This window comes from Allotabrizicola aquatica (SeqCode), assembly GCF_965194375.1.
Lineage (GTDB): Bacteria > Pseudomonadota > Alphaproteobacteria > Rhodobacterales > Rhodobacteraceae > Tabrizicola_A > Tabrizicola_A aquatica.
Window position 1 is genome coordinate 719,747 of the sequence record NZ_OZ239428.1, and the last position, 24,032, is coordinate 743,778.

Consider the following 24,032-nt stretch of genomic DNA (forward strand, 5'->3'; position numbering starts at 1 on the left):
TCTGCCCAGGGGTGAACCTTTTCTTCAGCACGATACGCCACTCTGGGGCCGGGTGTTGCAGAAAGGGTGTGTCATGGCTTTGGAAAACGTGGTGGCCTTGCCGGTCAGGGAACGGGTCCGGCAGGATTCCGAACCGATTGCCACCATCTACCGCAATCTGGGAACCGCCTCGGCCGAGCAGGTGGTGACGCGCGCGCTGGGGGAACTGGCGCTGACGATGGCAGGGCTTGCCGCGCAGGTGCGCCAGCGCGACATGCAGGATCTCGCGCGACAGTTGCGGCGGTTGCAGCGGATGGCGGAAAATCTGGGCATGGTCAGTCTGGGCCTTGTGGCCGGCGATGTGCGCGAGTGTCTCGACCGCTCCGATGTCACTGCCTTTGCCGCCGTCTGGGCGCGTCTGGTGCGGATCGCCGAGCGGTCCTTGGCCCCCGACAAGGGGTTGCTGGACCAGACCTTTAACTAGGTGACGGCAACGCGCCGCCCCTCCCCTTCGGATCGGCGGTTGCGGGCGGCGCGGGATTGGCTAGGGTTGGGGCAACGCTCTTAGCCCGCAGGTCACCATGCCAAACCCCACCTTCGCCGCCGCCGATGCCGCCTCGCGCGCCCTACATCTTGTCACGCCTGAGGGGCTTGCAGGCTTTCTGGCCGCCCAAGCCCCCGCCACCGCCGCATGGCTGCGCGCCACGGGGTTTGAAGCGGGACCGGGCGAGCTGCGCCTGATCCCCGATGCCGATGGCACGGTGCGGGCCGCCGCGGCCGGGATGGGCAGCGCCAAATCCCGCGCGCGGGGCCGCTTCCATCTGGCCCGCGCCGCCGCAGGCCTGCCCGCCGGGGCCTGGCATCTTGAGGGCGATCTCACCCAAGCCGAACGTGAGGAGGCCGCCCTTGCCTTCCTTTTGCAATCCTACCGCTTCGACCGCTATCGCCCCACCAAATCGGCCAGCGAACCCACCCTTCTGAAAGCCCCCAAAGGCGTTGATGCCGCCCGCCTTCTGGCCATGGCCGAAGGTGAGTTCCTGACGCGCGATCTCATCAACACCCCAGCCCTCGACATGGGCCCCGAAGAATTGGAAGCGGCCTTTCTGGCACTCGCCGACCGGTTCCACGCTACCACCCAGATCGTCCGGGGCGATGACCTTCTGGCGCAAAACTTCCCCATGATCCACGCCGTCGGCCGCGCCTCCACCCGCGCGCCGCGCCTTTTGGAAATGACTTGGGGCACCACCGGCCCGCATCTGACGCTGGTCGGCAAAGGCGTGTGCTTTGACACCGGCGGGCTGAACATCAAACCCTCCTCGGGCATGCTCCTGATGAAAAAGGATATGGGCGGCGCGGCCACGGTCATGGGCCTTGCCCATATGATCATGCGCCTTGCCCTGCCGATCCGCCTGCGTGTTCTGATCCCGGCGGTCGAAAACGTAATTGCCGGCAACGCCCAGCGCCCCAAGGATATCCTGACCAGCCGCAAGGGCCTGACCGTCGAGGTGAACGACACCGACGCCGAGGGTCGCTTGGTCTTGGGCGATGCCTTGGCCTATGCCTGCGAAACGCCCACCGACGCGGTGATCTCAATGGCCACGCTGACAGGGGCGGCGCGCATTGCTGTGGGTCCCGATCTCGCCCCCTATTACTGCGACGACGAGGCGATGGCGCAGGCGCTCGAGTCAGGCGCCAAACAAGGCTTCGATCCGGTCTGGCGTCTGCCCTTTTGGACGCCCTATGAACATATCATCGAACCCGGCATCGCCGATCTCGACAACGCGCCGGGCTGGGGCTTTGCGGGGTCTGTCACGGCGGCCCTCTTCCTGCGCCGCTTTGTCGATGGGCCGCGTTACCTGCATTTCGACATCTACGGCCACAGCCCCGCCGACCTGCCAGCCCGGCCCAAGGGCGGTGCTGGCCAAGGGGCGCGGGCGGTGTTGGGGGCCTTGCCCGCGATCCTTGGCCTTGCTGGCTGACCCGCGAGGAGCGGCCCATCGGGCCGACGACGAGCTGATGGAGACAGAATGGACCGCCGCCTGACCCCCGCCACCCCACGCATCGCGCACAGCTCCCTGAAAGGCCGCATCGACGTGCCGGTCTATACCGACGGCACCGCCATGCGGGTGTCCCTGCCCGTTGCCGATCTCTTGCGCGCCCCGAACGGCGCGCGGGAACGTCAACTGTTGCTGGGCGCAGCCTTCACCGTGATTGACCGCCACGAGGGCCACGCCTTTGGCTTTGCAAACAAAGACGGCTATTGCGGCTGGCTGCCCGACGCCGCCCTGTCGCGCGGGCCCACGCCCACCCATTGGGTCTGCACCCCCGGCACCCATCTTTACCCCGAACCAAAAGTCCAAGCGCCCGAGATTTGCGCGCTGTCCTTGGGCGCCGAGCTGGCGATCACCGCGCACCACGGCGCTTGGGCCGAAACCACCCAAGGCTTCCTACCCTCGGGCCATCTCTTGCCCTTGGGCCATAAGCTGCCCGATCCGGTCACGGTGGCGGAAAGCCTGTTGCACAGCCCCTATCTCTGGGGCGGCAATTCCCGCGCGGGGCTTGATTGCTCGGGCCTTGTGCAACTGGCCTTTGCGGCCGCAGGCATTGCCCTGCCCGGCGACAGCGATCTGCAACAGACAGCCGGGCAGGACATCCCCGCCGATGCCCCCCTGCGCCGCGGCGATCTGATCTTCTGGAAAGGCCATGTGGCGATCATCGTCGATGACCACCGTCTGATCCACGCCAACGGCCACTCAATGTCGGTCGCTTATGAGGATACCAAAGCCTGCATCGCCCGCATCCTCGCGCAAGGTGGCGGCCCGGTCACCCACCGCCGCCGCGTGCTGTAATCGCACGCTTTAGTCGATCGGCCTTAACGGCTTTTCCAACACCCGCAGCGCTGCGGCCAGATCATGGCCCCGGCGCAGAACCTGCCCTTCGCCGCCGCACACCGCATAAAGGCCCTGCCGCGACCTCAAGGCCGGGCGCTTTTCAATGCGATAGAGCGGCACCTCCGCAGCCCGCCGAAACACCGAGAACACCGCCACATCGGGGCGGAAATCCATCGCATAATCGCGCCAATCCCCCGAGGCGACCATCCGCCCATAGAGCGATAGGATGGTGGAAAGCTCCCTGCGGTCAAAGCTGACCACTTCGGCGGCTTGAGAGAAGGGGGTCGGCGCGTTCATGACAAAACTGTAACGCAAGCCGCCCCTGAATCAAGCCTGATGCCGGGTCAGAGAAACCCTTCCGACAGACGCAATTCCCCGGTGGTGAACCCCCGGCAATTGGTCTGTGGCGCAGGCAGCCGCTTTTGCGCCATCGGGTGCGCGGCATCCAAAACACCCAGCTGGGTCAAAATCCCAACCAGCGCGGCCTCAGATGCGCGGGAATTGCCGTCCTCGATCTTCATCGCAAGGCCGAGCTTTTTCTCGGGGATCATGGCGATGAACACCGCCTCGGCCCCGGTCTTGATCGCCACACGCCCGCCCATGGCCCGCATCAGCTCGGTGCAAGACCGCCCCTCGCCCGCGACATATTCGGGATGCGCGGCCATGGCATCGCGCAACCGCTGCATGGCGCGCTCCCGCACCGACCCGCCCTCGCGCGCCTTAGCAAACTCGGCCATCGCGCGGGCCAACCCTGCCACCGACATGGCAAAATTGGGGGCCGAACAGCCGTCAATCCCGTACCCGGCCACGGTTTCGCCCGTCACCTCTTCGGTCGCCGCACGAATGGCCTTTTGCAACGGGTGGTCAATCTCCACATATTCCGGCCCGGCCTTCAGGTGCTTTGTCACCGTCAGAAAGCCCGAATGCTTGCCCGAGCAGTTGTTGTGCAACTGGCACGGCCCCTCATGGTCGCAGATCAGACGGTCGCGCTCCGCCTTGTCATAAGGCTCATGGCTGCCACAGCGCAGATCAGGCTCGCCAAGCCCAATCCCCGCCAACCAGTCACGCGCGGCGTTGACATGCAGCGCCGCCCCCTGATGGCTGGCACAAGACAGCGCCAATTGCGCCGTAGTCAGGCCAAAGGCATCCGCCGCCCCGCTTTCCACCAAAGGCAGCGCTTGGATCATCTTGCACGACGAGCGCGGAAAGATGATGCGGTCAGGGTCGCCCCAAGCCTGCACGATCTGCCCGGTGTCATCGACCAGAACCGCATGGCCCAAATGCGTGCTTTCCAAAAGCCCGCCGCGCCAAAGCTCGACCATCGGGATCGGTTTGCCCATCAGTTTCTCCTGTCACGGATGCGCGATTTTATGCCCAAGGGGCTTTCGCGGATTGGTCATTTTGGTTATGCATGGGATATCGAGTGAAATCGCCCCGCGCCACAGGAAAAACCGCAAGATCAAGCGGTCTTGGCAGGGCAGAGGCAAACTGCAGCTTGGAGGCTGTGAGACATATGGCAAGCTGGATGACCCGCGCCCTGATGGTGGCGACTGTTGGTTTGGGTGTCGGCACGTTCGCCGCGCAAGATGCTGTGGCACAGGAATCGACCAATCAGGTCGCAGCCATGACCGACTGGAGCGTTTTCGTCGAAGAAAACCCCAAGGAATGCTGGGGCGTCTCCAGCCCCAAGGAAACCGTAAACACCCGTGACGGCCAGCCCGTTCAGGTGCGCCGGGGCGACATCTTGTTGTTCGTCACCTTCCGCGCCGGCGCTGTGGGCGAGATTTCGTTTTCCGGCGGCTATCCCTTTGCAGACGGTTCCACCGTCAATCTGAACGTCGATGGCAACGGGTATGAGCTGATCACCGATGGTGAATGGGCATGGCCGGGAACCAAAGAAGACGACGCTGCCATTCTGGAGGCCTTGAAAAAAGGCACGACGGCGGTTTTGACCGCGCGTTCGGGCAAAGGCACGCAGACTGTGGATACCTTCTCGCTGCGCGGGTTCACCGCCGCGATGGAAGACGCGGGCAAGCGCTGCGGCTGATGTGACAGCCGCGCAGATCAGGCGCCCCGCCGCAAGGTTGGGGCGCTTTTGTTTTGCAGCCGAATCCCCTATACAACCGCTTCATCGCAACGGACCCACCCCATGACCGACGCCACCGCGCCCATCACCCAAGACGTGCTGACACTGCCGCGCAAACCGGCGGAAGGCGGGAAGCAGAACCTTGTCGGCATGACGCGCGACCAGATGCGCGACGCGCTGATCGCTGCCGGCACGCCGGAAAAGCAGGCCAAGATGCGCGTGGGGCAGGTTTGGCAATGGGTCTACCATTGGGGCGTGCGTGACTTTGACCGCATGACCAACCTTGCCAAAGACTACCGCGCGCTTCTGGCCGAGAATTTCGTGCTTGAGGTGCCCGAAGTGGTGACCCGGCAAATCTCAACCGATGGCACCCGCAAATACCTTGTCCGCATCAACGGCGGGCATGAGGTGGAGGTGGTCTATATCCCCGAAACCGACCGCGGCACGCTGTGCATTTCCTCTCAGGTCGGCTGCACGCTGACCTGTTCCTTCTGCCACACCGGCACGCAAAAGCTGGTGCGCAACCTGACAGCGGCCGAGATTGTCGGTCAGGTGATGCTGGCGCGCGATGATCTGGACGAATGGCCCGTGCCGGGCGCCCCCAAGGAAGAGGTGCGGCTGGTGTCGAACATCGTCCTGATGGGCATGGGCGAGCCTTTGTACAACTTCGACAACGTCCGCGACGCGATGAAGGTCGTGATGGACAACGAAGGCATCGCCCTTGGCCGCCGCCGCATCACCCTGTCCACCTCCGGCGTGGTGCCCGAAATCGCCCGCACCGCCACCGAAATCGGCTGCCTTTTGGCGGTGTCCTTCCACGCCACCACCGACGAGGTGCGCGATGTTCTGGTGCCCATCAATAAGAAATGGAACATCCAGACCCTGCTCGCCGCCCTGAAGGACTATCCGAACCTGTCGAACTCGGAACGGATCACCTTTGAATATGTGATGCTGGACGGGGTGAATGACACCAAGGAAGACGCACACCGGCTGGTCAAGCTGCTTGAGGGCATCCCGGCCAAGGTGAACCTCATTCCCTTCAACGAATGGCCCGGCGCGCCCTATAAACGGTCGTCCGGCAACCGGATTCACGCCTTTGCCGACATCCTGTACCATGCCGGTTTCGCCACCCCGATCCGCACCCCGCGCGGCGAAGACATCATGGCGGCCTGCGGTCAGTTGAAATCGGCCACCGAGAAGCAGCGCAAATCGGCGCTGAAGGACAAAGCCTCGGTGGGCTAACTCTGGCTTAGGTCAGACCACCGGCGGCGCTTGTCAAAAATTTGTGCTTTCCAGCTCCCAACTGCCCACTGTATGCATGTGGACACCGGGCGATGGCACGGGAACAACAAAAAAGGCGCCGCGCAGCTGCGGGGGGCCACGAACCGGCAGGCTTGGGCAGACCATATGACGACCACGACGACCGAGACGGCAGCTGATCCGCGGCCGGCGAAGGATTGGGTACAGATTCTGGCCCGCTACCGCGAACCCTCCATCCGACGCAGCGTGCTGGAACTGGTGGTCACGCTCGGGCCCTTTGCGCTCCTCTGGGCGCTGGCCTGGGCGACGATGTCGGTCAGCTACTGGCTGGCCTTCGCCATTGCCGCGCTGAACGGGCTGTTCCTCGTGCGCATCTTTGTCATCCAGCATGACTGCGGCCACGCCAGCTTTTTCAACAATCGCAAGGTCCAAGACTGGGTCGGCCGCTGTCTGGGCGTGCTGACGCTGACGCCCTATGACGTCTGGCGGCGCACCCATTCCATCCACCACTCGCATCACGGCGATCTTGACCAGCGCGGCATCGGAGATGTGATGACGCTGACGGTGGAAGAATACCGCGCCCGCAGCTGGTTTGGACGGCTGATCTACCGGCTTTACCGCCACCCCTTGGTGCTGTTCGGGCTGGGGCCAAGCTATATCTTCATCGTGCAAAACCGCGTTCCCTTGGGGTTGATGACCTCGGGCTGGCGCTATTGGCTGTCGGCCATGGGCACCAATGCGGTGATTGCCATTTTGGTTGGGCTGATCATTTGGCTGGGCGGGTTCATGCCGCTCCTGTTGATCTATCTGCCCACCTCGGTGATCGCAGCAACCGTTGGCATCTGGCTGTTTTATGTGCAGCACCAATTCGAAGACACCCACTGGGCAAAGGACTCTGACTGGCAATTGCACGAGGCCGCACTGGAAGGCTCATCGCATTACGTGCTGCCCCAACCGCTGCGCTGGCTCTCAGCCAATATCGGCATCCACCATGTGCATCACCTCTACAGCCGCATCCCCTTCTACCGGCTGCCCGAAGTGCTGCGCGACCATGGGGAATTGGCCCAGGCGCAACGTCTGACCATCCGCGAAAGCCTTGCCTCGGTGCGACTGCACCTGTGGGATGAAAAGCTGCAAAAGCTGACCTCCTTCGCTGATGCGCGGCGGCGGTACGGTCAGGCCTAAGCGGGCCAACCTGCAGGCAGCACCTTGGCAGGCTCAGGCCGCCAAGAGAACATCGGCAACCGCCAGCGACAGGTCGGCATCCTTCTGGATGGCCGCATCAAACCCCAGCGCCCGGCATTCCGCCGCGCGCTGCGCATCCATCTTGGCCGAAAAGGCAATGATCGGACGCGCTTTCAACTCGGGCATGCGGCGGATGGTGCGAACAAGCTCGGCAACGTCGACGCCCGGAATGTTCAGATCCAACACGAAGGCGTCAGGTGACGCATCCTGGCAGGCCGCCAAAGCATCTTCGGCCGTGTTGGCCAATCGCACCTGTGCCCCAGCGCGCTGCAGCGCCTTAGAGCCCGCCAGCAACATCGTTGGATCATCATCCACCAACAGCACACGCCGTCCGACCAGAAGGTTCGGCACGGCATCCGGCTCGCGGCGCTCAACGGGCCAAGCCAGATCCAGCGGCAGGGTCAAGGTGAACATACTGCCCTGACCAACCACACTGTTGACGGCAATACTGCCCTGCATCGCATCCACCAACCGCTTGACGATGGACAGACCAAGCCCGCTGCCCTCGATCTGCTGATCAACCTGTTGCGCACCCCGAAAACGCGATGTGAAAATTTTGCTCAGCTCATCCGAAGCAATGCCGGGGCCGGTGTCGGTCACCGTGATGACCAGCCGACCGCGCTGTGAAGCGTCGGGCATCGGCTCAACCCGCGCGGCAAGATAGACGGCACCGTTGCGCGTGAACTTGGCCGCATTCCCAAGAAGGTTCAGCACGATCTGCCCGATCTGCGTCGCATCTCCCAAAAGCCACGGCATGTTGCTGGCCAGATTGACCGACAGGCGCGTGCCATTCTTCTGCGCGGGCCCCTCAATCAGGGGCGGCAGGCTGGCCAACAGCGTATAGGGCGAAAAGGGCTCAAGTCGCGACAGCGACTGTGCCCCGGCTTCTGGGCGCATCATCTGCGGGTCGATCATCCGCAACATCCGGCCGGTGGCCGCAAGCGCCGCGTTGAGATGAAAGGTTTGCCCCGGGTCCCGGCTGGCCACTGTGATCCGCTGGATCAAGTCTTGAGTCCCCAAAAGGGCCGTGCGCATATCATGGGACAGCATCGACACTTGCTCATCCCTCAGGGCCGCATCCCGGCGCAAGGTCTCGACATCTTGCACCAATTGGGTGATCGCATCGGTCGGCGTCACAGCCGGTGCATCGCTGGCCCGCTCCAGCCGCGCGATCAAGGCATGACGGCCCACAAGCAAGATCAAGCTCAGAAGAACCAAAGCGGTCGGCACAGCCAAGCTGCCATAGGCGGCACCGGGCTGGCCCTTGGGCAGGCTGACCACCACCGCCCAACCCGGCGCATTCGACAGGCTCTCCCATCCGGTCACCGACTGCGGCGAACCGAACCCGAGGACGTCACTGTTGGTGCTGCCCTGCCACTGTGAGGCAAGTTGCTCGGCAAAACCCTGCGGGATCGCCGTCAACTGCGGCATCGGGACATCGGCACCGCCACCAATCAGCTGCCCGGAGCTGTCAACAATAGCCGCAACCGCCGCCGGGGGCAAAGCGAGACCCGAGAGCTTTTGAGCCAGACGGCTCACCGCGACGGTCAAGACCAGACTGTGATCGGGGAACGACTTGTCTTTCACCCGTTTGGACATGGTAAAGACGGACAGCTCCATCTCTGCCCCCGGACGGACAGCCGACACCACCACGCGGTCAGGATCAGCGGAGCTTTCCGAGGCAAGGCTGGTGTCACCGCCAGCGAGGTCGCTCTGGGCCTGCTCGTAGTCTTCGTTGGCAGCCTCGACGCTTAGGCCCTGCGGGACAAGAAAGGCGTGTTGGTCCGTGCCGTTCTCCACGAGCGAAAGCCATCCGCGCAGGTACAACGACACCTGTGCGGCATCGCGCGTAATCCTGGGGAGATCGCCGTCCTGAACCGATGGCAGGCGTGCGAAAAGATCCAGCTCATGCGCAAGCAGCGCAAATTCAGCATCGATGCTCTCGGCCAATCGCACCGTCATGGCCTGCGTGACTTGCATGTCATGGGCGCGCTGGGTCTCGGCGACTTGCCAAAGCAAGACCGCCAAAAGCGGAACGCCCGGCGCAATCACGCGGAGAAGCCAACCTTTCATATGCGCCGTACCGCCTGATAGATATGTTCAGATGGATTGGTATCTTCTGCGGACGGATTTTATTATCAATATTTTTGATTTTTATACTTATCTAAAGAGTCAATATTTCTCTTAATGTATCAAAATTATTCCTTGACGTGCTTCATTAATCTTAAAAACAACTTTTAATTGTAATAAAGGATGGTTCGATCTCAGGCCGCCACCCGCTGCGTGACGCGTTTTTAGTATGCGAACTTGAAAAGCACCACAAGGCGGCCCGGTGATCGGCTGAAATTCATGCCCCCAGACCCTGGGCATGTTCGAATGGTTATACGCTCTAACCAAGGAGAAAATGACCCACCGATTTGGGGGTGTAATCTCGATCGATCGGGAAGGGGTCCTTGGAATGCGGTTAGAGACGACGCAATTTGCTGTGCAGCACCTTCGCAATCTGCTGGAACGTCTTACCGTGCAGGGTCGCAACGCCTTGGCCACGCCCCCCAGACAAGTCCAAGGGGCGACCGATATCATGGTTGTGGTGGGCCTCAAGGAAGCCTCGCTCCACAAAATCCAGGATTTTGTTCAAGATGGGGGCGGCGAGATTTTGGTTCTGGACAGCACCGCGCTGTCCACATTCTACCCAATCGCGCGGGCAAACCCCGACCATGTGATCATAGATCTCGAGGCCGCAGGCGGCATCACATCGGCCTACCCCGGCTTGCGCGCGTTTCGGGACCGCCATCCCGATATCCCGGTCATTTTGCTGTCAGACGAGTTTTCAACGGATGACTTCGGCACGGATCGTTTGGCCTTGTGCGATGTTTCGCTGCGCATCCCATTCAGTTTTGCCAGTTTTGGCTTTGCGCTGCGCGAGGCAGAGGTGAACAACACCGTCTGGCAGCAGCGGCAGATTGAACTGTCGCAGATCAAGTGCCACAAGACCTGACAGTCGAAAGCCAGCGTCGGCTGGCCGGTGTCAAAGCAGGGTTCTGGCCTTGGCAAGCATAACCGCGTGGGTCCGGTTTGAAGCGCCCAACTTGTTGAAAACAGTGCGCAAATACATCTTGATCGTCACTTCAGATGCCCCAAGCGCCCAAGCGATTTCCTTGTTGGTTTTGCCGTCTGAAACCAGCCTCAGAATGTTCACCTCTTTCGGGGTCAAGAGTTTCTGACTGTCGCCACGCTGGTCAAAGCCGGTCGATCCATCGGCCTCTGACAGCAAGGACATCGGCAGAAAAACCTGACCCGAGAGCACAAGACGCAAGGCCGACGTCAATGACCGCAGCGGTAGTGTTTTTGGCACATAGCCCTTCACCCCGGACTGCAAGGTCTGAAAGACAAACTCGCTTGAGACACTTCCAGAGAACAGCACGATTTTCAGATCGGGATGTTTGACCAAAAGCTGCTGAATAGACCCGATGCCGGCCATGCCGGGCATGAACACATCCAGCAAGAGCAAGTCAAAGGGCTCTGTCCCTTGCAACGCGACCAGCGCCGAGGGCAGGTCACCGACGCATGTCGCCGAAAAGCCGCCTTCAGCCACAAGGGTCTCTGCAACAGCATCGCGCACCAGATTATGGTCGTCGGCGATGAGTATCGAATAACGCTTTTGATCTATCACCCTAGGCACCGTATCTTCGTTTTATTTTCTATGAGCCGTCTGGATCACTCTGACAACCCTAGGGTTGTCCACGTCACCACTGTTCGACAAGATTTGCATCACTGCGGCTATCTTGCACAACGTTAGATTATTTCGCGCGGGGTTCCATACCCGCGCAAGGGCCATAGGATATCTTTAGATACTTACATTGAGAAATTTCGATTATTTCGCTATCAATTGCAGCAGTCCTCGTCCGTGCCGAGTACGATATTCAAATGCCTTGCGAATAGGATCCATCTTGCTCAGACAGTTCATCCTTTGCTTCTGCGCCGCTTTTACATTGGCTTTGCCCGTGACGGCACAGACAACTCCCGAAAGCGGCAGCGCCGAAGAAGGCGCGCTTCTCACCGTCACGCTTGCGACGGGCGAAACCGTGTCCCTAGATCGAAACACCTTGGACAGCTTGCCCCAAGAAACCTTCCGCACCTCCACCACATGGACCGAAGGCATTATCGAGTTTTCCGGGCCCGCGTTAAAAGACGTTCTTGAATTTGCGGGCGTAGAAGAAGATCGGTCAATCGCCGCCCGGGCGATCAACGACTATCAGGTTGTCTTCGAGCCCCGTCACATTGAGGATCAGGTTCCGATCATCGCGACAAAAATGGACGGCGCGCCGTTTTCGCGCCGCGACCGCGGACCATTGTGGATTGTGTTTCCCTATGACTCTTCGGACAACTATCGAACCGAAGAGGTCATCTCGCTCAGCATCTGGCAGTTGGTCGACCTGACTGTAAGACCATAGCCTAGATGGACGGACACCACGATAGGGCCGCGCAAGCAGACCGGCGCAGGGCGCGATGGCTGGCGCTGGCCACATCGCTGGTGCTGGGAGTATGCCTATCTGCGGTTGCCGTGCTCGCGTGGCGGGTCGTCGATGCCTCGCGGGACTTGCGGCTCTACATGGCCGAAGATTCCTCATGGGTTATCGCCCAATTGGAAGTCGATCATCAGCATGTGCTCTTGGCCCTGCAAGAGCACCTGAACCAGACCGGGCCGCAGGACAGATCGCTGTCAGAGGTCTTGTTGAAATTCGACATCTACTTCAGTCGGGTGCAAACCGTCCTCTCTCACACGGCCACGGTCAAAGATTTTGTGGCCGAACGCGAAGAGTTTGACGCCCGGCTTGAGATCATCCGCAACAATCTGTCCAGCGTGACCCCGCTGGTTGACGCGCTGCGACCGGGCGATCTGGCTGGCCTTGCCCAGATGAACGCGCTCATGGCCGAAGTGTTGCCCGACATCCGCTATGTCGTGGTCACTGCGGTCCAAACCTGGCAGCGGCGCGCACAGATGCTGAGGCTTCAGCGCGAAGCGGTGCTGGAGCAGTTCTTGACAGCCGGAGCATTGGCGCTGGCCCTGATCCTTGGGCTTCTTGCCGTTTCAGCGCATCTTTACAGGCAAAGCGCCTTGCGCAACACAATGGTGGAACGGCTCGATTCCAACCTGCGGGCCAGCTTCGAGGCCGCACTTGACGGTGTGATCGTGACCGATGCCGAGGGTCGGATCTTGTTGTTCAACAGCGCGGCCGAAACGCTGTTCAATCAGCGACGCGCCTTTGTGATCGGCCGGAGCATCAGCATCCTTCTGCCCCCGCGCGCCGGGCAGCGTCAGGCGGTCGATGCGCGCCAGCTGATCCAACAGATCGAGCGCCGCCGCCGCCGCAAACTGCGGCTGCGCGGCCGCGATGGGCAAATGCTTCCGATCAGCGTCTCGGCGGTCGGCGATACCGGCTCCTCAGGGCAGCCCATTCACGTTGGCTTTGTGCGCGACATCTCCTCGGTCGTGATGATGGAACGGCAACGGCGCGAAGCCGCCCGGCGCGTTGAACGCGATGCGGCAGAAAAGGTGCGCTTTCTGGCCGCGACAAGCCACGAGCTGCGCACGCCCATGCAAGGCGTGTTGGGCGCGATTGATCTGGTGCTGCGTCAGCAGTCAGATCCGGCCATTCAGTCCCTGCTGCACATCGCCCAAGAAAGCGCCGTGGCCGCGCTTGACCAGATCGACCATGTTCTGGAAGTCACCGCACTGGATGACGTGGCACAGCCCGAACGCGCGGATGAGCCCTTTTCAGCAGCCACCATCGCGGCCGATCTTATTGCCGCCGCCGTCCGCAACGGACCACAAGAGGGGCTCGACATTCGGCTGGATCTTGTGGGCGATGTGCCGTCCGAGGTTATCGGCAAGCCTAGGGCCTTCCGCCAGACCCTGCGCAACCTGATCAGCAACGCGGTCAAGTTCGGCGCGGGCAAGCCCATCATCCTGCGTCTGTCCTGCCTGTCGCCCGATGCACTGCGCGTCGAAGTCGAAGATGCCGGGATTGGCATTGATCTCAAGGATCAGTCCCGCATCTTCGACGATTTTGAAGCGCTGGACCGCGACTATACCCGTCTCTCAGGTGGAATCGGCATCGGCTTGGGCATCGTGCGCCGCGCCGTGCTCAGCATGCGCGGCACAGTCGGCGTGTTCAGCCGCCTTGGCCAAGGCAGCATCTTCTGGTTTGAGATTCCCGTCCAGCCCGCCCTGCCCCAGCCACAGGCAACCGGGCAGCTTACCCCGATGCAGATCCTCGTGGTGGACGACCAGTCGATCAATCGCTTGCTGTTTGAAAAAATGGTCAACGCGCTTGGCCATCAGGCGGATCAGGCAGACTCGGGTCAGGTTGCCGTTCGCATGGCCCGGGCAGAGCGCTATGACCTGATCTTGATGGACATCAGTATGCCCGAAATGGATGGCATCGAAGCAACGCGCCATATCCGGGCTGAAGGCGCATCGTGCCAGTCTCCCATCGTCGGCTTTACCGCAAATCTGCAACCCGCAGACCATGCGCGCGCGCTGGCCGCCGGGATGCGTGAGATCTTGTACAAGCCAGCGCGCCCGGCCGATGTCGAACGCGTGTTGTACAATGTGCCGTTGGCACCGCCTGCCGAAGACGTGGCGGGGCTGAATGAAGGGATTTGCGATGCGGTCGACCTGCTGGCCAACAGCCTTGGGGTTGACCGGTTGGCCAAGCTGGTGCGCGACGTCGACAGCAGTTTTGACGCCCTGTTCGAACTTGCGTCGGCCAAGGGCGATCTGGCCGAACTTGCCAGTGAAGCGCATAAATGCGCCGGGGCGGCGGCGATCCTCGGGGCCTTGCCCCTACACGCTGCCTGCTGCGCGCTGGAGACCGCCGCGCTAAAGCATGAGACATCGCAGATTGCAGATCACGTACAGCGCTGCCAACTGACCCTGTCGATCTGCTCGGGCATGATCAAGGCGCGCGTCAACCAACTTTCCCGCCAGCAGGCCAAGACCGCCTGACACCCCGCTCAGCGCTTGGCAATCGCCCGCTGAACCGCTGAAATCAACGCCGGGGCCTCGGTTGGTTTGGGCAGAATGGCGGCGAAAAGCCCCGCGGGTAGCTCTTTGCCCCCGATCTGCGACGAGACCAGAATACAAGGCACCGGCGGATCCAGCGCCGCCGCGGCCCGTGCCAGATCAACCCCCGATTTCCGCGGCATCTTAAGATCCGTGACAAGGGCAGACCACAGGCCCGGATTGTCCACCAAAAGCGCCTGAGCCTCTTGCGCGTCAGACAGGGCCAGCGTTTCAGCCCCCGCCACATCCAGCATCTCAGCCAGCACATCGGCCACATCAGGCACATCATCCACCACCAAGATCGTGCGACCCACCAGCGTTCCCGCTTCGATCTGGTCCCCGCTCTTTGCCGTCTGGTCCTGAGGCGGCAGCAGCAAGACCGGCTCGGCGGCGCTTTCTGGCCAGGCGACGGTGACTGTCGTGCCCTTCCCCGGCACCGTGTCAAACCACATGGCCGCATCGCTTTGCTGCAGGATATTGGTCACAATCGTCAGACCCAGCCCAGTGCCTGCCGCGCCCTTTGTGGTAAAGTAGGGCTGAAACAAAAGCGCGCGATCCTTGGACGCGACGCCCGGTCCATCGTCCGCCACCTGAAAGACGCGATAAAGCCGGGCGACAGACCAAGTCCCGGTGTCTGGCGGCCGGCTTGGATGCCACGCCGCCGCAGGCAGCACCTCGACCCGAACCGCGGTTGGCCGCTCAGGATCGGCGTCGCAGGCGTTCAGCGCCAGATTGACAATAACCTGCAACAGCTTGGTGCTATCAGCCCAGACCGGCTGAACGCTATCGGGAACCTTCGGCACAATGCCATGCTGTTCGATCCGCGCGGTTCCCAACAGGTCGACCCCCTGCTGCACAAGCTCCCGCAGGTCCTGTTGCATCGGATAGGCGTCGTTGCGGCCCAACGTGGTCAGACCCGCGCCAAGGTCAATCGCCATCTGCGCCGCGCGCTTGATCCGTTGAATGCCGGCCAGGGCCTCATCCTTGTCTGTAAAACCGGTCTCAAGAAGCGAGGCCGTGCCGCTGACAACGGCGAAGATGTTTTGCAGGTCATGGGCTACACCCGCCGAAATATGCGCAATCACTTCGCGCTGCTGAGCGACCTGCAACTGGTCGCGCAGCAGGGACTTTTCGGATTCCGCCCGCGCGCGGTCCGAGATGTCGCGCGCAATCACCAAAAGCCCGCCATCCGAGCGGGTGTTCAGCGACAATTCCTGCCGGATCGAATGCCCTTCGCGGTGCTTGCCGCGCAGCTCAACCCGCAGCGCGCGCCCAACAATGATCTGGCGCCACGCGCGGGCAGCGAACCAGTCCGCCGCCTCAGAAGGATAAAGGTCGCGCCAGGTCAACGTCTTGACCGCCTCGGCATCGGGGATGCCGAACATGTCGCGGAAGGCATGGTTCATGAACAGGAATTGCCCTTGGGCATTCAGCATGGCCACCCCGTCACTGGCCCCTTCAATGGCCAGTTTCCAATCATACATCTCGCGGCTGTGCTTGCGCTTAAGCTCGGTGATGTCGGTCTGAACCGACACAAACCCCTGCACGGTACCGCTGTCATCCAGCATCGGCTGAACATCCATGCTGACCCAATACTCAACCCCGGCCCGGTCATGGTTCATGATTTCGGTCTGCGTCAGGCTCCCTCGGCGCAGCGCATATTCCACCCGTGAACTGGCCAGCCGCCCGCCGCGCCGCGAGCGCAAGAAGCTTTCAGGTCGGCGGCCACGAATTTCGTCCAACCGCCAGCCGCTGCGCTTTTCAAAGGCCGGGTTCACCCATTCGATGTTGGCGTCGGCGTCGGTGAGGATCACCATATGCGAGGTCAACTCGGCAATCTTGCTCAACTGGGCGACGCGGCGCGCTTGCAGGCGGCTTGACGTGATGTCGCCCAGGACGACGAACCAGCCATCCTGTGGACCATTGGCACTGCGCTGCGTGATGAAGGCTTTGCTGATGTGCGTATTGCCGTCGTCTTCCTGATCATATTCAAAGCTGCGCCGCACGCCATCAGCCTTGACGGCCTTCATGGTCTTGCGGAAGCGCGCCGCAAGATCAGGCGCGAAAAGCTGTCCAATGGTCTTGCCAACGCAGTCTGTCTTTACAAGGCGCTGTTTCTGCCCGGCGCCATTGTTGTAGGCAACGCAGCGGCCTTTCGCATCAAGCTCAAGCACAAAAACGGGAACCGCGCTCAGCATGGCAGTCTGGCGGTCGCTGTGCGCCTGCAGCTTGGCCTTGGCGATGCTCGCCTCTTGCTCGGCATCGCGCCGGAACAACAGAACGTCGATCGCATTGGCGACCGATTGCATCAAGCGCAACGCATCAGGCGTAAAGCTGCGCGGGCGCAGCGTGCAGTCAAAGCCGACACAGCCCGCAAACTTTCCGTTCCGGCGCATCGGGGCCGCCACCATCGATTTGACGCCCTGCTCTTGCAGAATGCCGCGGGTGGGCAGCTCTTTGGGAAGTGCGTCGACATCCTCAATGGCAACAGGACGCGGTTCTTTCAACTGATCATGCCAAGGGTCCAGCAACCCAAAGGGCAGATCTTGGCCGATGTTCAGCGTCACCGGAACACCCGGCGCGGTCCATTCATGCGTGGTGCTGATCTGGCCGGGCGGTTGCAATCGGCAAACATAGCTGCGCCCCACCCCAACCAATTGGCCGACCCGCGCCAGCGCAAGATTGATATGCGCATCAATATCTGGCCCCTGATGCCCCAAGAGATCGTTGGTTAGCTCGATGATCTGCCAATAAAGCGTGGAGACCCCAGGTTCCGGCGGACGATTGGCCTGCTCCAGATCACGGGCATCAGCCAGATCAAGCCGGTCCCGGATGGCCTGCGCAAGGGCTTGGAAAAAGCTGTTCGCTTCCGCCGAGAAGGCATGTGTTCCCTCCGACACCGCCCAAAGCAGCAGCGATGTATCGCCCGCACGCTCGACCGGGGCCACAAGACGCGGCCGCTTGTCCGGTTCGGTTTGAATTCCGGCCAGCGCGCGCGTCGCCTCGCCGTCAATCTCAAGCGCCACGGCAAGATCGCCCGTATCTGTTCTTCGCACCAAGGCGCAGACATCGGCCTTGAGCGTTGCCTTGCCCCGGCGCAACGCCGCGATCAGACCGGCTTCAAGGTCAGACCCGTGGCCCCCGACAAAGTCCATGTCCTGCACAGCCCCGGCCAAAGCCACGAGATGTGCCTCTGTTAAAGACGCTTTAGGGTGTGGCGGGCGCGCTTTGCCCGAAGTCCTGTTGTTTACAGGCATAGGGTCCTCGGAAACCGGAGGGGAAACTGGCAATCACGTCACCGTCCGGCCCGTAAGATAGCCTGTTCAGCACAGGCCTTCGTTGCGCGCCATCATTGCGGCTTCGGTCCGGTTGCGAACCCCAAGCTTGCGGCAAAGGGATTTGACATCCGCCTTGACGATCACTTCGCTCAGCTTGAGCTTGAACGCGATTTCCTTGTTCTGCGCACCCTCACACACCAACTGCAAAACCTGCCGTTCGCGTGGCTTCAGGTTCGTGGTGGGCTCATCTTTGCCCATCACCTGCAAAACATAGTTGTAAGGCACGAAAACCTCACCCTGCGCGATCATCCGCACGGCACTTTCCAAGGATTTCAGTGGCAGCGTCTTGGGGATAAACCCCATGGCCCCTTCGGCCAACGCGCGCTCAATCACAGCCGGCGTTGCCACGCCCGAGAACACGGCGACACCCTTGCCATTCGCCGCGATGATATGGCGCAACCCGGCCAGGCCATCACCGCCCGGCATCGAATAATCCAACAAGACCACATCAAACCGCCCAGAGCCGGCGATGCGGCCCAAGGCTGCGTCAATGCCTGAAACCGACTCAACTTCCATCAAACCGGTGCTCGACAGCGCCATGACGACGGTTTCTGCCAAAAGCAGATGGTCATCAACTACGAGGACACGCATTCGGTTGGCAGGGGCATCTTCTGTCATTTTTCCGTCAAACGTTCTCTAAATGAAGGACCATTTGGACCGATCTGGCGGAAGTAGGTCAGTAAACAGCCCAAGATCAACCCTTTGAATGTCGATTTCGCGAAAGAGATTGCTATACAGCTAAAGATAAATAACTTGCGCTTGCGATATAACCAAAAAGAAATCTCGGGAAAACCAAGCACAGGTCGCAACAAATCAAGCTTTGTTTAGCAGAAATCCTGAAAAGTCCAAGCCTCAGACGATTCGCTGAATAGAGATAGTGGACCCAAAACGAGGATAGCTCCAGCCTCTTTTCGGCAAATTCTAACTATTGAGTCATCTTTCTATCCTTCGGGCATCTCAATCGACCGAATGCTGTTTTGCGCCATATCTTTGAAGCGCCGATACTGAGCGTGAAAAGGTCTTTGCCGATGGGCGTTAAGACCATGCACAGGCGGGTAAAACCGGCGGCATACAGGAGAGCAGGATGCGCGACCTCAAGACCACCGATGCTGGCAGGGACAACCGCCTGAAAGTGTTCAAGGCCCATGACAAGGCCGCACCCACGGGTCCGTTGCATGCGGGGCCAGTGCTGGTTCTGGCCGCCGATCCCGCGCCGCTGACCTTCCAGATCGAGCATCTCAGAAAGCAGGGCCGTGACGTGGCCGTCTGCAGCGACATGGGGCAGTTTCAGAATCTTCTGGGCCTTCCCATCGAGCATTGGTCGATGCTGATCATCGAGATCGAGGGCTTTGGCGGCATCACCTCGGTGATCGCAAAGCTTTTGATGCTGCGCGAAGAGCATCCCGATCTGCCGATCATCCTCGCATCGACCCGGATGGCCGCGCATGACTTCTCGACCGAGCGCCTGCCGATCTGCGATTCCTCGATGGCCCTGCCCTGCACGGCAGCAGATCTGCATGTGGCCGTGCAAAATGCCGTCAGCAACAATCTGATCTGGCAAAAGCGGCTGGAAGAGCTGGACGGCATGGTCAGTCTTGACGCCGAGGACATCGCCGCGCTGGACGCGCAGGACAGCCAGCTACCGGTCTTCGCCGAAGCGGTCTAATCGCGCTTCTGACCACCGCTTGCACAGGGTGTGATTGACGGCTGCGGCTGGCCTGATAGGCCTTTGCCTTATGGTCACGCCACTCCCCTTGGTTCGATTGCCCAACAAGCTGGCGCGGCGCCTGTTTCTGCACCGCCACGGCCTGTCAGACAGCGCGCGCGGGACGGCCCCGGCCGATCTGGTGCGCCGCATCGGCTTTGTGCAGGTCGACAGCATCACCACAGTCGAACGCGCCCATCACATGATCCTGTGGTCGCGCGACCAAAGCTACCGGCCCGAGGCGCTGAAAGCCCCGCTCGAACAGGACCGCCACCTTTGGGAACACTGGACCCATGACGCGGCCATCCTGCCGATGGAAACCTATCCCTATTGGAAGCACCGCTTTGAACGCGACGCGGCACGTTTGCACGGCAGTTGGCAGCGCTGGTTCCGCGATGGTTATGAGGCGCAGTTCGACCGCATCCTGAACCACATCGCCGCCCATGGCCCCGTCACCTCCGCCGATGTCAGCACGGGCGAACCGCGCGGCAGCGGCGGCTGGTGGGACTGGCACCCGTCGAAAACCGCGCTGGAATGGCTGTGGCGCACCGGGCAACTGGCGATCACCCGGCGCGAGGGCTTCCAAAAGGTCTATGACCTGACCGAACGCGTGATCCCCGCACCGCTTTTGCAGGCCGAAGTCTCGGCCGAGGCCAAGGCCAACTGGGCCTGCACCAGCGCGCTTGACCATCTGGGCTTTGGCTCTGCGGCCGAAATCGCCGCCTTCTGGGATGCACTCCCGCGTGACGCGGCCCGGGCTTGGGCGCAGGCCGCCTTGGCGCGGGGCGAGATCGTCGAAATCGTGGTCGAAGGGGCCGATGGCGCGCAACGCACCGCCCTTGCCCGCCCCGATCTTCTGACAAACGCCGAGGCCGCCCCACCGCCACCCGCCCGCCTGCGCGTCCTGTCCCCCTTTGACCCCGCCCTGCGCGACCGGGCGCGCGCAGAATTCCTCTTCGGCTTTTACTACCGCATCGAGGTTTTCGTGCCCGAACCCAAACGCCGCTGGGGCTATTATGTCTTTCCCGTTCTGGAAGGTGACCGGCTGGTCGGCCGATTGGACGCCAAAGCCCACCGCGCCGAAGGCGTCCTCAGGGTCCGCGCCTTCTGGCCCGAGGCCGGGGTGCAATTGACCAAGGCTCGCGAAACAAAACTCATGGCCGAACTCGACCGATTGGCCCGGTTCTCCGGCTGCGACCGCGTGGAATTCCTGCCCGACTGGCAGCGTGACTTCCTGGCCCCCAAACCCTAGGGGCAGGGGGTCTCAAACGCATCAATCGCCGCCATCGCCTCTTCGGCGGTCTCGACGAACTGAAACAGCTTCAGATCCTCGGGGCTGATCACCCCCGCCTCGGCCAGATGGCCCCAGTTGATCACCGTCTCCCACCACGCGCGCCCGAACAACAGGAACGGGATCGGCTTCATCCGCTTGGTCTGGATCAGCGTCAAGCTTTCAAACATCTCGTCCAGCGTGCCAAACCCGCCGGGAAAGATGCACACCGCCGCCGCCCGCATCAGGAAATGCATCTTGCGAATGGCAAAGTAGTGAAAGTTGAACGACAGGTCCGGCGTGACATAGCGGTTCGGCGCCTGCTCATGCGGCAAAACGATGTTCAGCCCAATCGACTGGCCCCCCGCCTCGGCCGCACCACGATTGCCCGCCTCCATCACACCGGGGCCACCGCCGGTGACGATCACATTCTGCTTGCCGTAAGACTCCATGCTGCGTTCGGTCATCAGCCGCGAAAACCGCCGCGCCTCATCGTAATAGCGCGTCAGCTCGGCCAGCATCGGGGTCTTGGCGCTGTCCTTATGTTCCGGCGCCGGAATCCGCGCGCCGCCAAACAGCACAATCGTAGATTCGATCCCGCGCTCATCCATCACCAACTGCGGCTTCAAAAGCTCCAACTGCAACCGAACCGGGCGCAGCTCTTCGCGGGTCATGAAATCGGGGTCGGCAAAGGCCAGACGATAGGCCGGAGCACGGGTCTGCGGGGTGTCGGGGATCCGATGCGCCGCCTCAATATCCTGAGTGCTGTCACGGAACGGATGGGCGCGAGGTTCGTCTTTCATCAAACACAGCCTTAAACGGAATACAGGTCAAAGGGGTAACGGCTTTGCGCTGGCTTGGAAAGGCCGCGCCCGATGGTCCCCTGCGCTAAACGGCACCAGCGCTGACCTAAAGCAGGGCGGTCAGATGGGCGGAGGCGCATAAAGCGAGGGGCACGCCGATTTTCGGGCCTTCTTTATGAGAGCCTTTCCCATGATCCGTTTGCGATTGTTGGTCGGCGCTGCGGCTTTGGCTTTGACGCTTGGCGCGCAGGGAGCGCTGGCGCAGACCACCTTCACCGACATCCGGACGGTGGAGGGCCAGATTAACGGCATTGACCGTGCCACTGAGGTTGACCTTGACCGCAGCACTGACCCGTTTCGCTATGGCAACCCAGAAGTCCGCCGCGGCATATCGGGCAGCGCGTCGCTGGACTACAGTGGCAAGACCAGCGCGACAGACTTCAGCGATTTCCGGCTGGCCGCGCGCCTGCGCTCTGCGGGGGGACCGATGTCTCAGAACAATGGTTTGGTGATGGATGTTTCGGACGCGGGATCGGTCAAGACCAAGCATGACGTCTTTGCCGTCTATGAGGCCGATTTCTTTTTTTCCCACGGGATTTACGTCTTTGCGCTTGGCCGAGTGAACTCGGATCGGCTGGCAGCGCTGGCCGATGAAGTCAAAACGGATGCCTTCATCGGCTTTGGTCCGGGCTACCGCGTCATCAATACATCCAAGATGACCTTGCGGCTGCAAGCGGGCCTTGGAATCAGCTATCTCAAGGACGGCACCGGGGCCAGTGACACCGAGACCGGCTATATCGCCTCGTCGCGCTTTTATGCCCGGCTCAGCGATGGAATGTTTGCCACCAATGACACCGATGTTCTGAAATCGGATTCCGCCCTGCGGATCAACAATGATCTGGGCCTAAATTTCAAAATGTCCGAAATGTTTGCCACGCGGGTCAGCTATCTGACCGAATACAACGATTCCCGCGCCGTACGCAGCGAGAACAAACTGGGCGTTTCGCTGGTTTATTCCTTCTGACCTGCAAGCCTTCTGGTTTGGGAAAGGGGCGAGGGAACTTCGCCCCTTTCGCATGTGCAGGCCCTGCACAGCCAGATCGCGGACTGCCAAATCTCGGAAAGATTGCACGATGGGTCAGGGGCGGCTATAGGGCTGCGAACCTTTCAGGGAGCCCCGTCCATGTCATACGCCGCACTTGAAGCCTCCATCGAAACCGCATGGGAGGCCCGCGACGGCATCAGCCCCGCCACCAAGGGTGAGGCGCGCGATGCGATCGAGGCCACGCTTTCAGCGCTGGACAGCGGCAAACTGCGCGTGGCCGAAAAGCGCGGCAATGATTGGCACGTAAACCAGTGGGCCAAAAAGGCCGTTCTGTTGTCGTTCCGCCTGACCGACATGTATGAAATCTCCGGCTCCAACGGCGGGGCCAATTGGTGGGACAAGGTGCCCTCCAAATGGCAAGGCTGGACCGAGGCCGACTGGCGCGCCGCAGGCTTCCGCGCCGTGCCGGGCTCCATCGTCCGCCGCTCGGCCTATATCGCCAAGGGCGTCGTCCTGATGCCGTCTTTCGTGAACATCGGCGCCTTCGTCGATGAAGGCTCGATGGTCGACGGCTGGGCCACAGTCGGCTCCTGCGCCCAGATCGGCAAGAACGTCCACCTCTCGGGCGGCGTCGGCATCGGCGGCGTGTTGGAACCCATGCAGGCCGGTCCGACCATCATCGAAGACAACTGCTTTATCGGCGCCCGCTCCGAAGTGGTCGAAGGCTGCATCATCCGCGAAGGCTCGGTCCTTGGCATGGGCGTGTTCATCGGCAAATCGACCAAGATCGTCGACCGCGAAACCGGCGACGTGATGTATGGCGAAGTGCCGCCCGGCTCGGTTGTGGTGGCCGGATCGATGCCGTCCAAGGGCGGGATCAACCTTTACTGCGCGGTGATTGTGAAAAAGGTCGACGCACAGACGCGCTCCAAAACCTCGATCAACGAACTCCTGCGGGACTGAGGCCGCAATGACCGAGGCCGACAAACCCGACAGCACCCCCGCCGAAAAGCCTGCCAAGGTGAAACGCGCCCAAAGCGTCTATACGCTTTTGGTCGAGGTGGGCCGCAAGGCGGGCGATGGGCTGCCAGAAAAGGCCACGGGCGGCGGGTTGATGATCTACGCCAGCGGCGTGGATGAGGCCGAGGCCGTGCGTGAAACCGTCGCCATTCTGAAAGAGGCGGATCTTGCGGTGCTCGAGGTTGAAGGCCTTGGCACCATCGAAGAACGCGAAGCCGCAGGCGATGAGATTGACGCTGAAGAGCGCAAACTGATGGGCCGCGCCTTGGCCGAAAACTCGGTCATCGTGGCACAGATGACGCCGTTTTTCGACTAAGGCCG

21 protein-coding genes are annotated in these 24,032 nt (G+C 61.5%); 14 read left to right on the top strand and 7 right to left on the bottom strand.

Annotated elements, in window-relative coordinates; genetic code table 11:
• Positions 1–73: 73 nt before the first annotated feature.
• The 3 genes from AC72UB_RS16745 (at position 74) to AC72UB_RS16755 (ending at position 2,828) form a co-directional block, all read left to right on the top strand.
• A complete protein-coding gene (locus AC72UB_RS16745; protein ID WP_505190735.1) occupies positions 74–463 on the top strand; it encodes a hypothetical protein in 390 nt (129 codons plus the stop codon).
• Positions 464–560: 97 nt separating this feature from the next.
• Positions 561–1,958: a leucyl aminopeptidase family protein gene (locus AC72UB_RS16750; protein ID WP_505190736.1), complete on the top strand. Its 1,398-nt coding sequence runs from the start codon at positions 561–563 to the stop codon at positions 1,956–1,958.
• Positions 1,959–2,006: 48 nt separating this feature from the next.
• Positions 2,007–2,828, top strand: a complete 822-nt coding sequence (locus AC72UB_RS16755; RefSeq protein WP_505190737.1) for a C40 family peptidase — start codon at positions 2,007–2,009, stop codon at positions 2,826–2,828.
• Between the two features lie 9 nt (positions 2,829–2,837).
• On the opposite strand, the gene AC72UB_RS16760 is transcribed toward AC72UB_RS16755, so the two are convergent.
• Together AC72UB_RS16760 and AC72UB_RS16765 are read right to left on the bottom strand one after the other, a co-directional pair.
• The gene (locus tag AC72UB_RS16760; protein WP_505190738.1) at positions 2,838–3,167 is read right to left on the bottom strand and encodes a DUF2794 domain-containing protein; all 330 of its coding nucleotides are present in this window, start codon (positions 3,165–3,167) and stop codon (positions 2,838–2,840) included.
• A 47-nt stretch (positions 3,168–3,214) separates the two neighbouring features.
• Positions 3,215–4,210 carry an asparaginase gene (locus AC72UB_RS16765; RefSeq protein WP_505190739.1) on the bottom strand — a complete coding sequence of 332 codons (996 nt, stop codon included), beginning with the start codon at positions 4,208–4,210 and terminating at the stop codon, positions 3,215–3,217.
• Positions 4,211–4,395: 185 nt separating this feature from the next.
• On the opposite strand from AC72UB_RS16765, the gene AC72UB_RS16770 reads away from it, so the two are divergent.
• The 3 genes from AC72UB_RS16770 (at position 4,396) to AC72UB_RS16780 (ending at position 7,401) form a co-directional block, all read left to right on the top strand.
• Positions 4,396–4,917, top strand: a complete 522-nt coding sequence (locus AC72UB_RS16770) for an invasion associated locus B family protein (protein ID WP_463291614.1) — start codon at positions 4,396–4,398, stop codon at positions 4,915–4,917.
• 102 nt (positions 4,918–5,019) lie between these two features.
• Positions 5,020–6,198 (top strand): dual-specificity RNA methyltransferase RlmN, encoded by a 1,179-nt coding sequence (gene rlmN, locus AC72UB_RS16775; protein WP_463291613.1) that lies wholly within the window; start codon positions 5,020–5,022, stop codon positions 6,196–6,198.
• Positions 6,199–6,363: 165 nt separating this feature from the next.
• On the top strand, positions 6,364–7,401 hold the full coding sequence (locus tag AC72UB_RS16780) for a fatty acid desaturase (protein WP_505190740.1): 1,038 nt from the start codon (positions 6,364–6,366) through the stop codon (positions 7,399–7,401).
• A 33-nt stretch (positions 7,402–7,434) separates the two neighbouring features.
• On the opposite strand, the gene AC72UB_RS16785 is transcribed toward AC72UB_RS16780, so the two are convergent.
• Positions 7,435–9,534: a hybrid sensor histidine kinase/response regulator gene (locus tag AC72UB_RS16785; RefSeq protein ID WP_505190741.1), complete on the bottom strand. Its 2,100-nt coding sequence runs from the start codon at positions 9,532–9,534 to the stop codon at positions 7,435–7,437.
• Between the two features lie 385 nt (positions 9,535–9,919).
• On the opposite strand from AC72UB_RS16785, the gene AC72UB_RS16790 reads away from it, so the two are divergent.
• Positions 9,920–10,459 (top strand): hypothetical protein, encoded by a 540-nt coding sequence (locus tag AC72UB_RS16790; RefSeq protein ID WP_505190742.1) that lies wholly within the window; start codon positions 9,920–9,922, stop codon positions 10,457–10,459.
• A 30-nt stretch (positions 10,460–10,489) separates the two neighbouring features.
• On the opposite strand, the gene AC72UB_RS16795 is transcribed toward AC72UB_RS16790, so the two are convergent.
• Positions 10,490–11,134, bottom strand: coding sequence for a response regulator transcription factor (locus AC72UB_RS16795; protein ID WP_463291109.1), 645 nt, complete (start codon positions 11,132–11,134; stop codon positions 10,490–10,492).
• 331 nt (positions 11,135–11,465) lie between these two features.
• Here AC72UB_RS16795 and AC72UB_RS16800 point away from each other — a divergent pair, with 331 nt between their 5' ends.
• Positions 11,466–11,915: a putative pterin-binding protein gene (locus AC72UB_RS16800; RefSeq protein WP_463291108.1), complete on the top strand. Its 450-nt coding sequence runs from the start codon at positions 11,466–11,468 to the stop codon at positions 11,913–11,915.
• Positions 11,916–12,025: 110 nt separating this feature from the next.
• Positions 12,026–14,473 (top strand): response regulator, encoded by a 2,448-nt coding sequence (locus tag AC72UB_RS16805; protein ID WP_505190743.1) that lies wholly within the window; start codon positions 12,026–12,028, stop codon positions 14,471–14,473.
• A gap of 8 nt (positions 14,474–14,481) precedes the next feature.
• Here the strand turns inward: AC72UB_RS16805 and AC72UB_RS16810 are convergent, their stop codons facing one another.
• On the bottom strand, positions 14,482–17,685 hold the full coding sequence (locus tag AC72UB_RS16810; RefSeq protein ID WP_505190744.1) for a PAS domain-containing protein: 3,204 nt from the start codon (positions 17,683–17,685) through the stop codon (positions 14,482–14,484).
• A 168-nt stretch (positions 17,686–17,853) separates the two neighbouring features.
• A complete protein-coding gene (locus tag AC72UB_RS16815; protein WP_463291105.1) occupies positions 17,854–18,459 on the bottom strand; it encodes a response regulator transcription factor in 606 nt (201 codons plus the stop codon).
• A 493-nt stretch (positions 18,460–18,952) separates the two neighbouring features.
• Here AC72UB_RS16815 and AC72UB_RS16820 point away from each other — a divergent pair, with 493 nt between their 5' ends.
• Complete coding sequence (locus AC72UB_RS16820; RefSeq protein WP_505190745.1) at positions 18,953–19,534, top strand: hypothetical protein; 582 nt, start codon at positions 18,953–18,955, stop codon at positions 19,532–19,534.
• A 70-nt stretch (positions 19,535–19,604) separates the two neighbouring features.
• Positions 19,605–20,825 (top strand): winged helix-turn-helix domain-containing protein, encoded by a 1,221-nt coding sequence (locus AC72UB_RS16825; protein WP_505190746.1) that lies wholly within the window; start codon positions 19,605–19,607, stop codon positions 20,823–20,825.
• Here AC72UB_RS16825 and AC72UB_RS16830 read toward each other — a convergent pair.
• Complete coding sequence (locus tag AC72UB_RS16830; RefSeq protein WP_505190747.1) at positions 20,822–21,646, bottom strand: LOG family protein; 825 nt, start codon at positions 21,644–21,646, stop codon at positions 20,822–20,824. The genes AC72UB_RS16825 and AC72UB_RS16830 overlap by 4 nt on opposite strands.
• 190 nt (positions 21,647–21,836) lie before the next feature.
• Here AC72UB_RS16830 and AC72UB_RS16835 point away from each other — a divergent pair, with 190 nt between their 5' ends.
• From AC72UB_RS16835 to AC72UB_RS16845, 3 genes are all read left to right on the top strand, one after another.
• Positions 21,837–22,670 carry a DUF481 domain-containing protein gene (locus AC72UB_RS16835; protein ID WP_505190748.1) on the top strand — a complete coding sequence of 278 codons (834 nt, stop codon included), beginning with the start codon at positions 21,837–21,839 and terminating at the stop codon, positions 22,668–22,670.
• 159 nt (positions 22,671–22,829) lie between these two features.
• Positions 22,830–23,654, top strand: coding sequence for a 2,3,4,5-tetrahydropyridine-2,6-dicarboxylate N-succinyltransferase (gene dapD, locus AC72UB_RS16840; protein WP_505190749.1), 825 nt, complete (start codon positions 22,830–22,832; stop codon positions 23,652–23,654).
• Between the two features lie 7 nt (positions 23,655–23,661).
• On the top strand, positions 23,662–24,027 hold the full coding sequence (locus AC72UB_RS16845; protein WP_463291099.1) for a DUF8846 family protein: 366 nt from the start codon (positions 23,662–23,664) through the stop codon (positions 24,025–24,027).
• The last annotated feature ends 5 nt before the right edge of the window (positions 24,028–24,032 follow it).

Excerpts from the sequence above, each read along its gene's own strand:
- AC72UB_RS16745 (WP_505190735.1), top strand. The coding sequence starts at position 74 with ATGGCTTTGGAAAACGTGGTGGCCTTGCCGGTCAGGGAACGGGTCCGG.
- AC72UB_RS16750 (WP_505190736.1), top strand. The coding sequence starts at position 561 with ATGCCAAACCCCACCTTCGCCGCCGCCGATGCCGCCTCGCGCGCCCTA.
- AC72UB_RS16755 (WP_505190737.1), top strand. The coding sequence starts at position 2,007 with ATGGACCGCCGCCTGACCCCCGCCACCCCACGCATCGCGCACAGCTCC.
- AC72UB_RS16760 (WP_505190738.1), bottom strand. The coding sequence starts at position 3,167 with ATGAACGCGCCGACCCCCTTCTCTCAAGCCGCCGAAGTGGTCAGCTTT.
- AC72UB_RS16765 (WP_505190739.1), bottom strand. The coding sequence starts at position 4,210 with ATGGGCAAACCGATCCCGATGGTCGAGCTTTGGCGCGGCGGGCTTTTG.
- AC72UB_RS16770 (WP_463291614.1), top strand. The coding sequence starts at position 4,396 with ATGACCCGCGCCCTGATGGTGGCGACTGTTGGTTTGGGTGTCGGCACG.
- rlmN (WP_463291613.1), top strand. The coding sequence starts at position 5,020 with ATGACCGACGCCACCGCGCCCATCACCCAAGACGTGCTGACACTGCCG.
- AC72UB_RS16780 (WP_505190740.1), top strand. The coding sequence starts at position 6,364 with ATGACGACCACGACGACCGAGACGGCAGCTGATCCGCGGCCGGCGAAG.
- AC72UB_RS16785 (WP_505190741.1), bottom strand. The coding sequence starts at position 9,534 with ATGAAAGGTTGGCTTCTCCGCGTGATTGCGCCGGGCGTTCCGCTTTTG.
- AC72UB_RS16790 (WP_505190742.1), top strand. The coding sequence starts at position 9,920 with ATGCGGTTAGAGACGACGCAATTTGCTGTGCAGCACCTTCGCAATCTG.
- AC72UB_RS16810 (WP_505190744.1), bottom strand. The coding sequence starts at position 17,685 with ATGGACTTTGTCGGGGGCCACGGGTCTGACCTTGAAGCCGGTCTGATC.
- AC72UB_RS16815 (WP_463291105.1), bottom strand. The coding sequence starts at position 18,459 with ATGCGTGTCCTCGTAGTTGATGACCATCTGCTTTTGGCAGAAACCGTC.
- AC72UB_RS16820 (WP_505190745.1), top strand. The coding sequence starts at position 18,953 with ATGCGCGACCTCAAGACCACCGATGCTGGCAGGGACAACCGCCTGAAA.
- AC72UB_RS16825 (WP_505190746.1), top strand. The coding sequence starts at position 19,605 with ATGGTCACGCCACTCCCCTTGGTTCGATTGCCCAACAAGCTGGCGCGG.
- AC72UB_RS16830 (WP_505190747.1), bottom strand. The coding sequence starts at position 21,646 with ATGAAAGACGAACCTCGCGCCCATCCGTTCCGTGACAGCACTCAGGAT.
- AC72UB_RS16835 (WP_505190748.1), top strand. The coding sequence starts at position 21,837 with ATGATCCGTTTGCGATTGTTGGTCGGCGCTGCGGCTTTGGCTTTGACG.
- dapD (WP_505190749.1), top strand. The coding sequence starts at position 22,830 with ATGTCATACGCCGCACTTGAAGCCTCCATCGAAACCGCATGGGAGGCC.
- AC72UB_RS16845 (WP_463291099.1), top strand. The coding sequence starts at position 23,662 with ATGACCGAGGCCGACAAACCCGACAGCACCCCCGCCGAAAAGCCTGCC.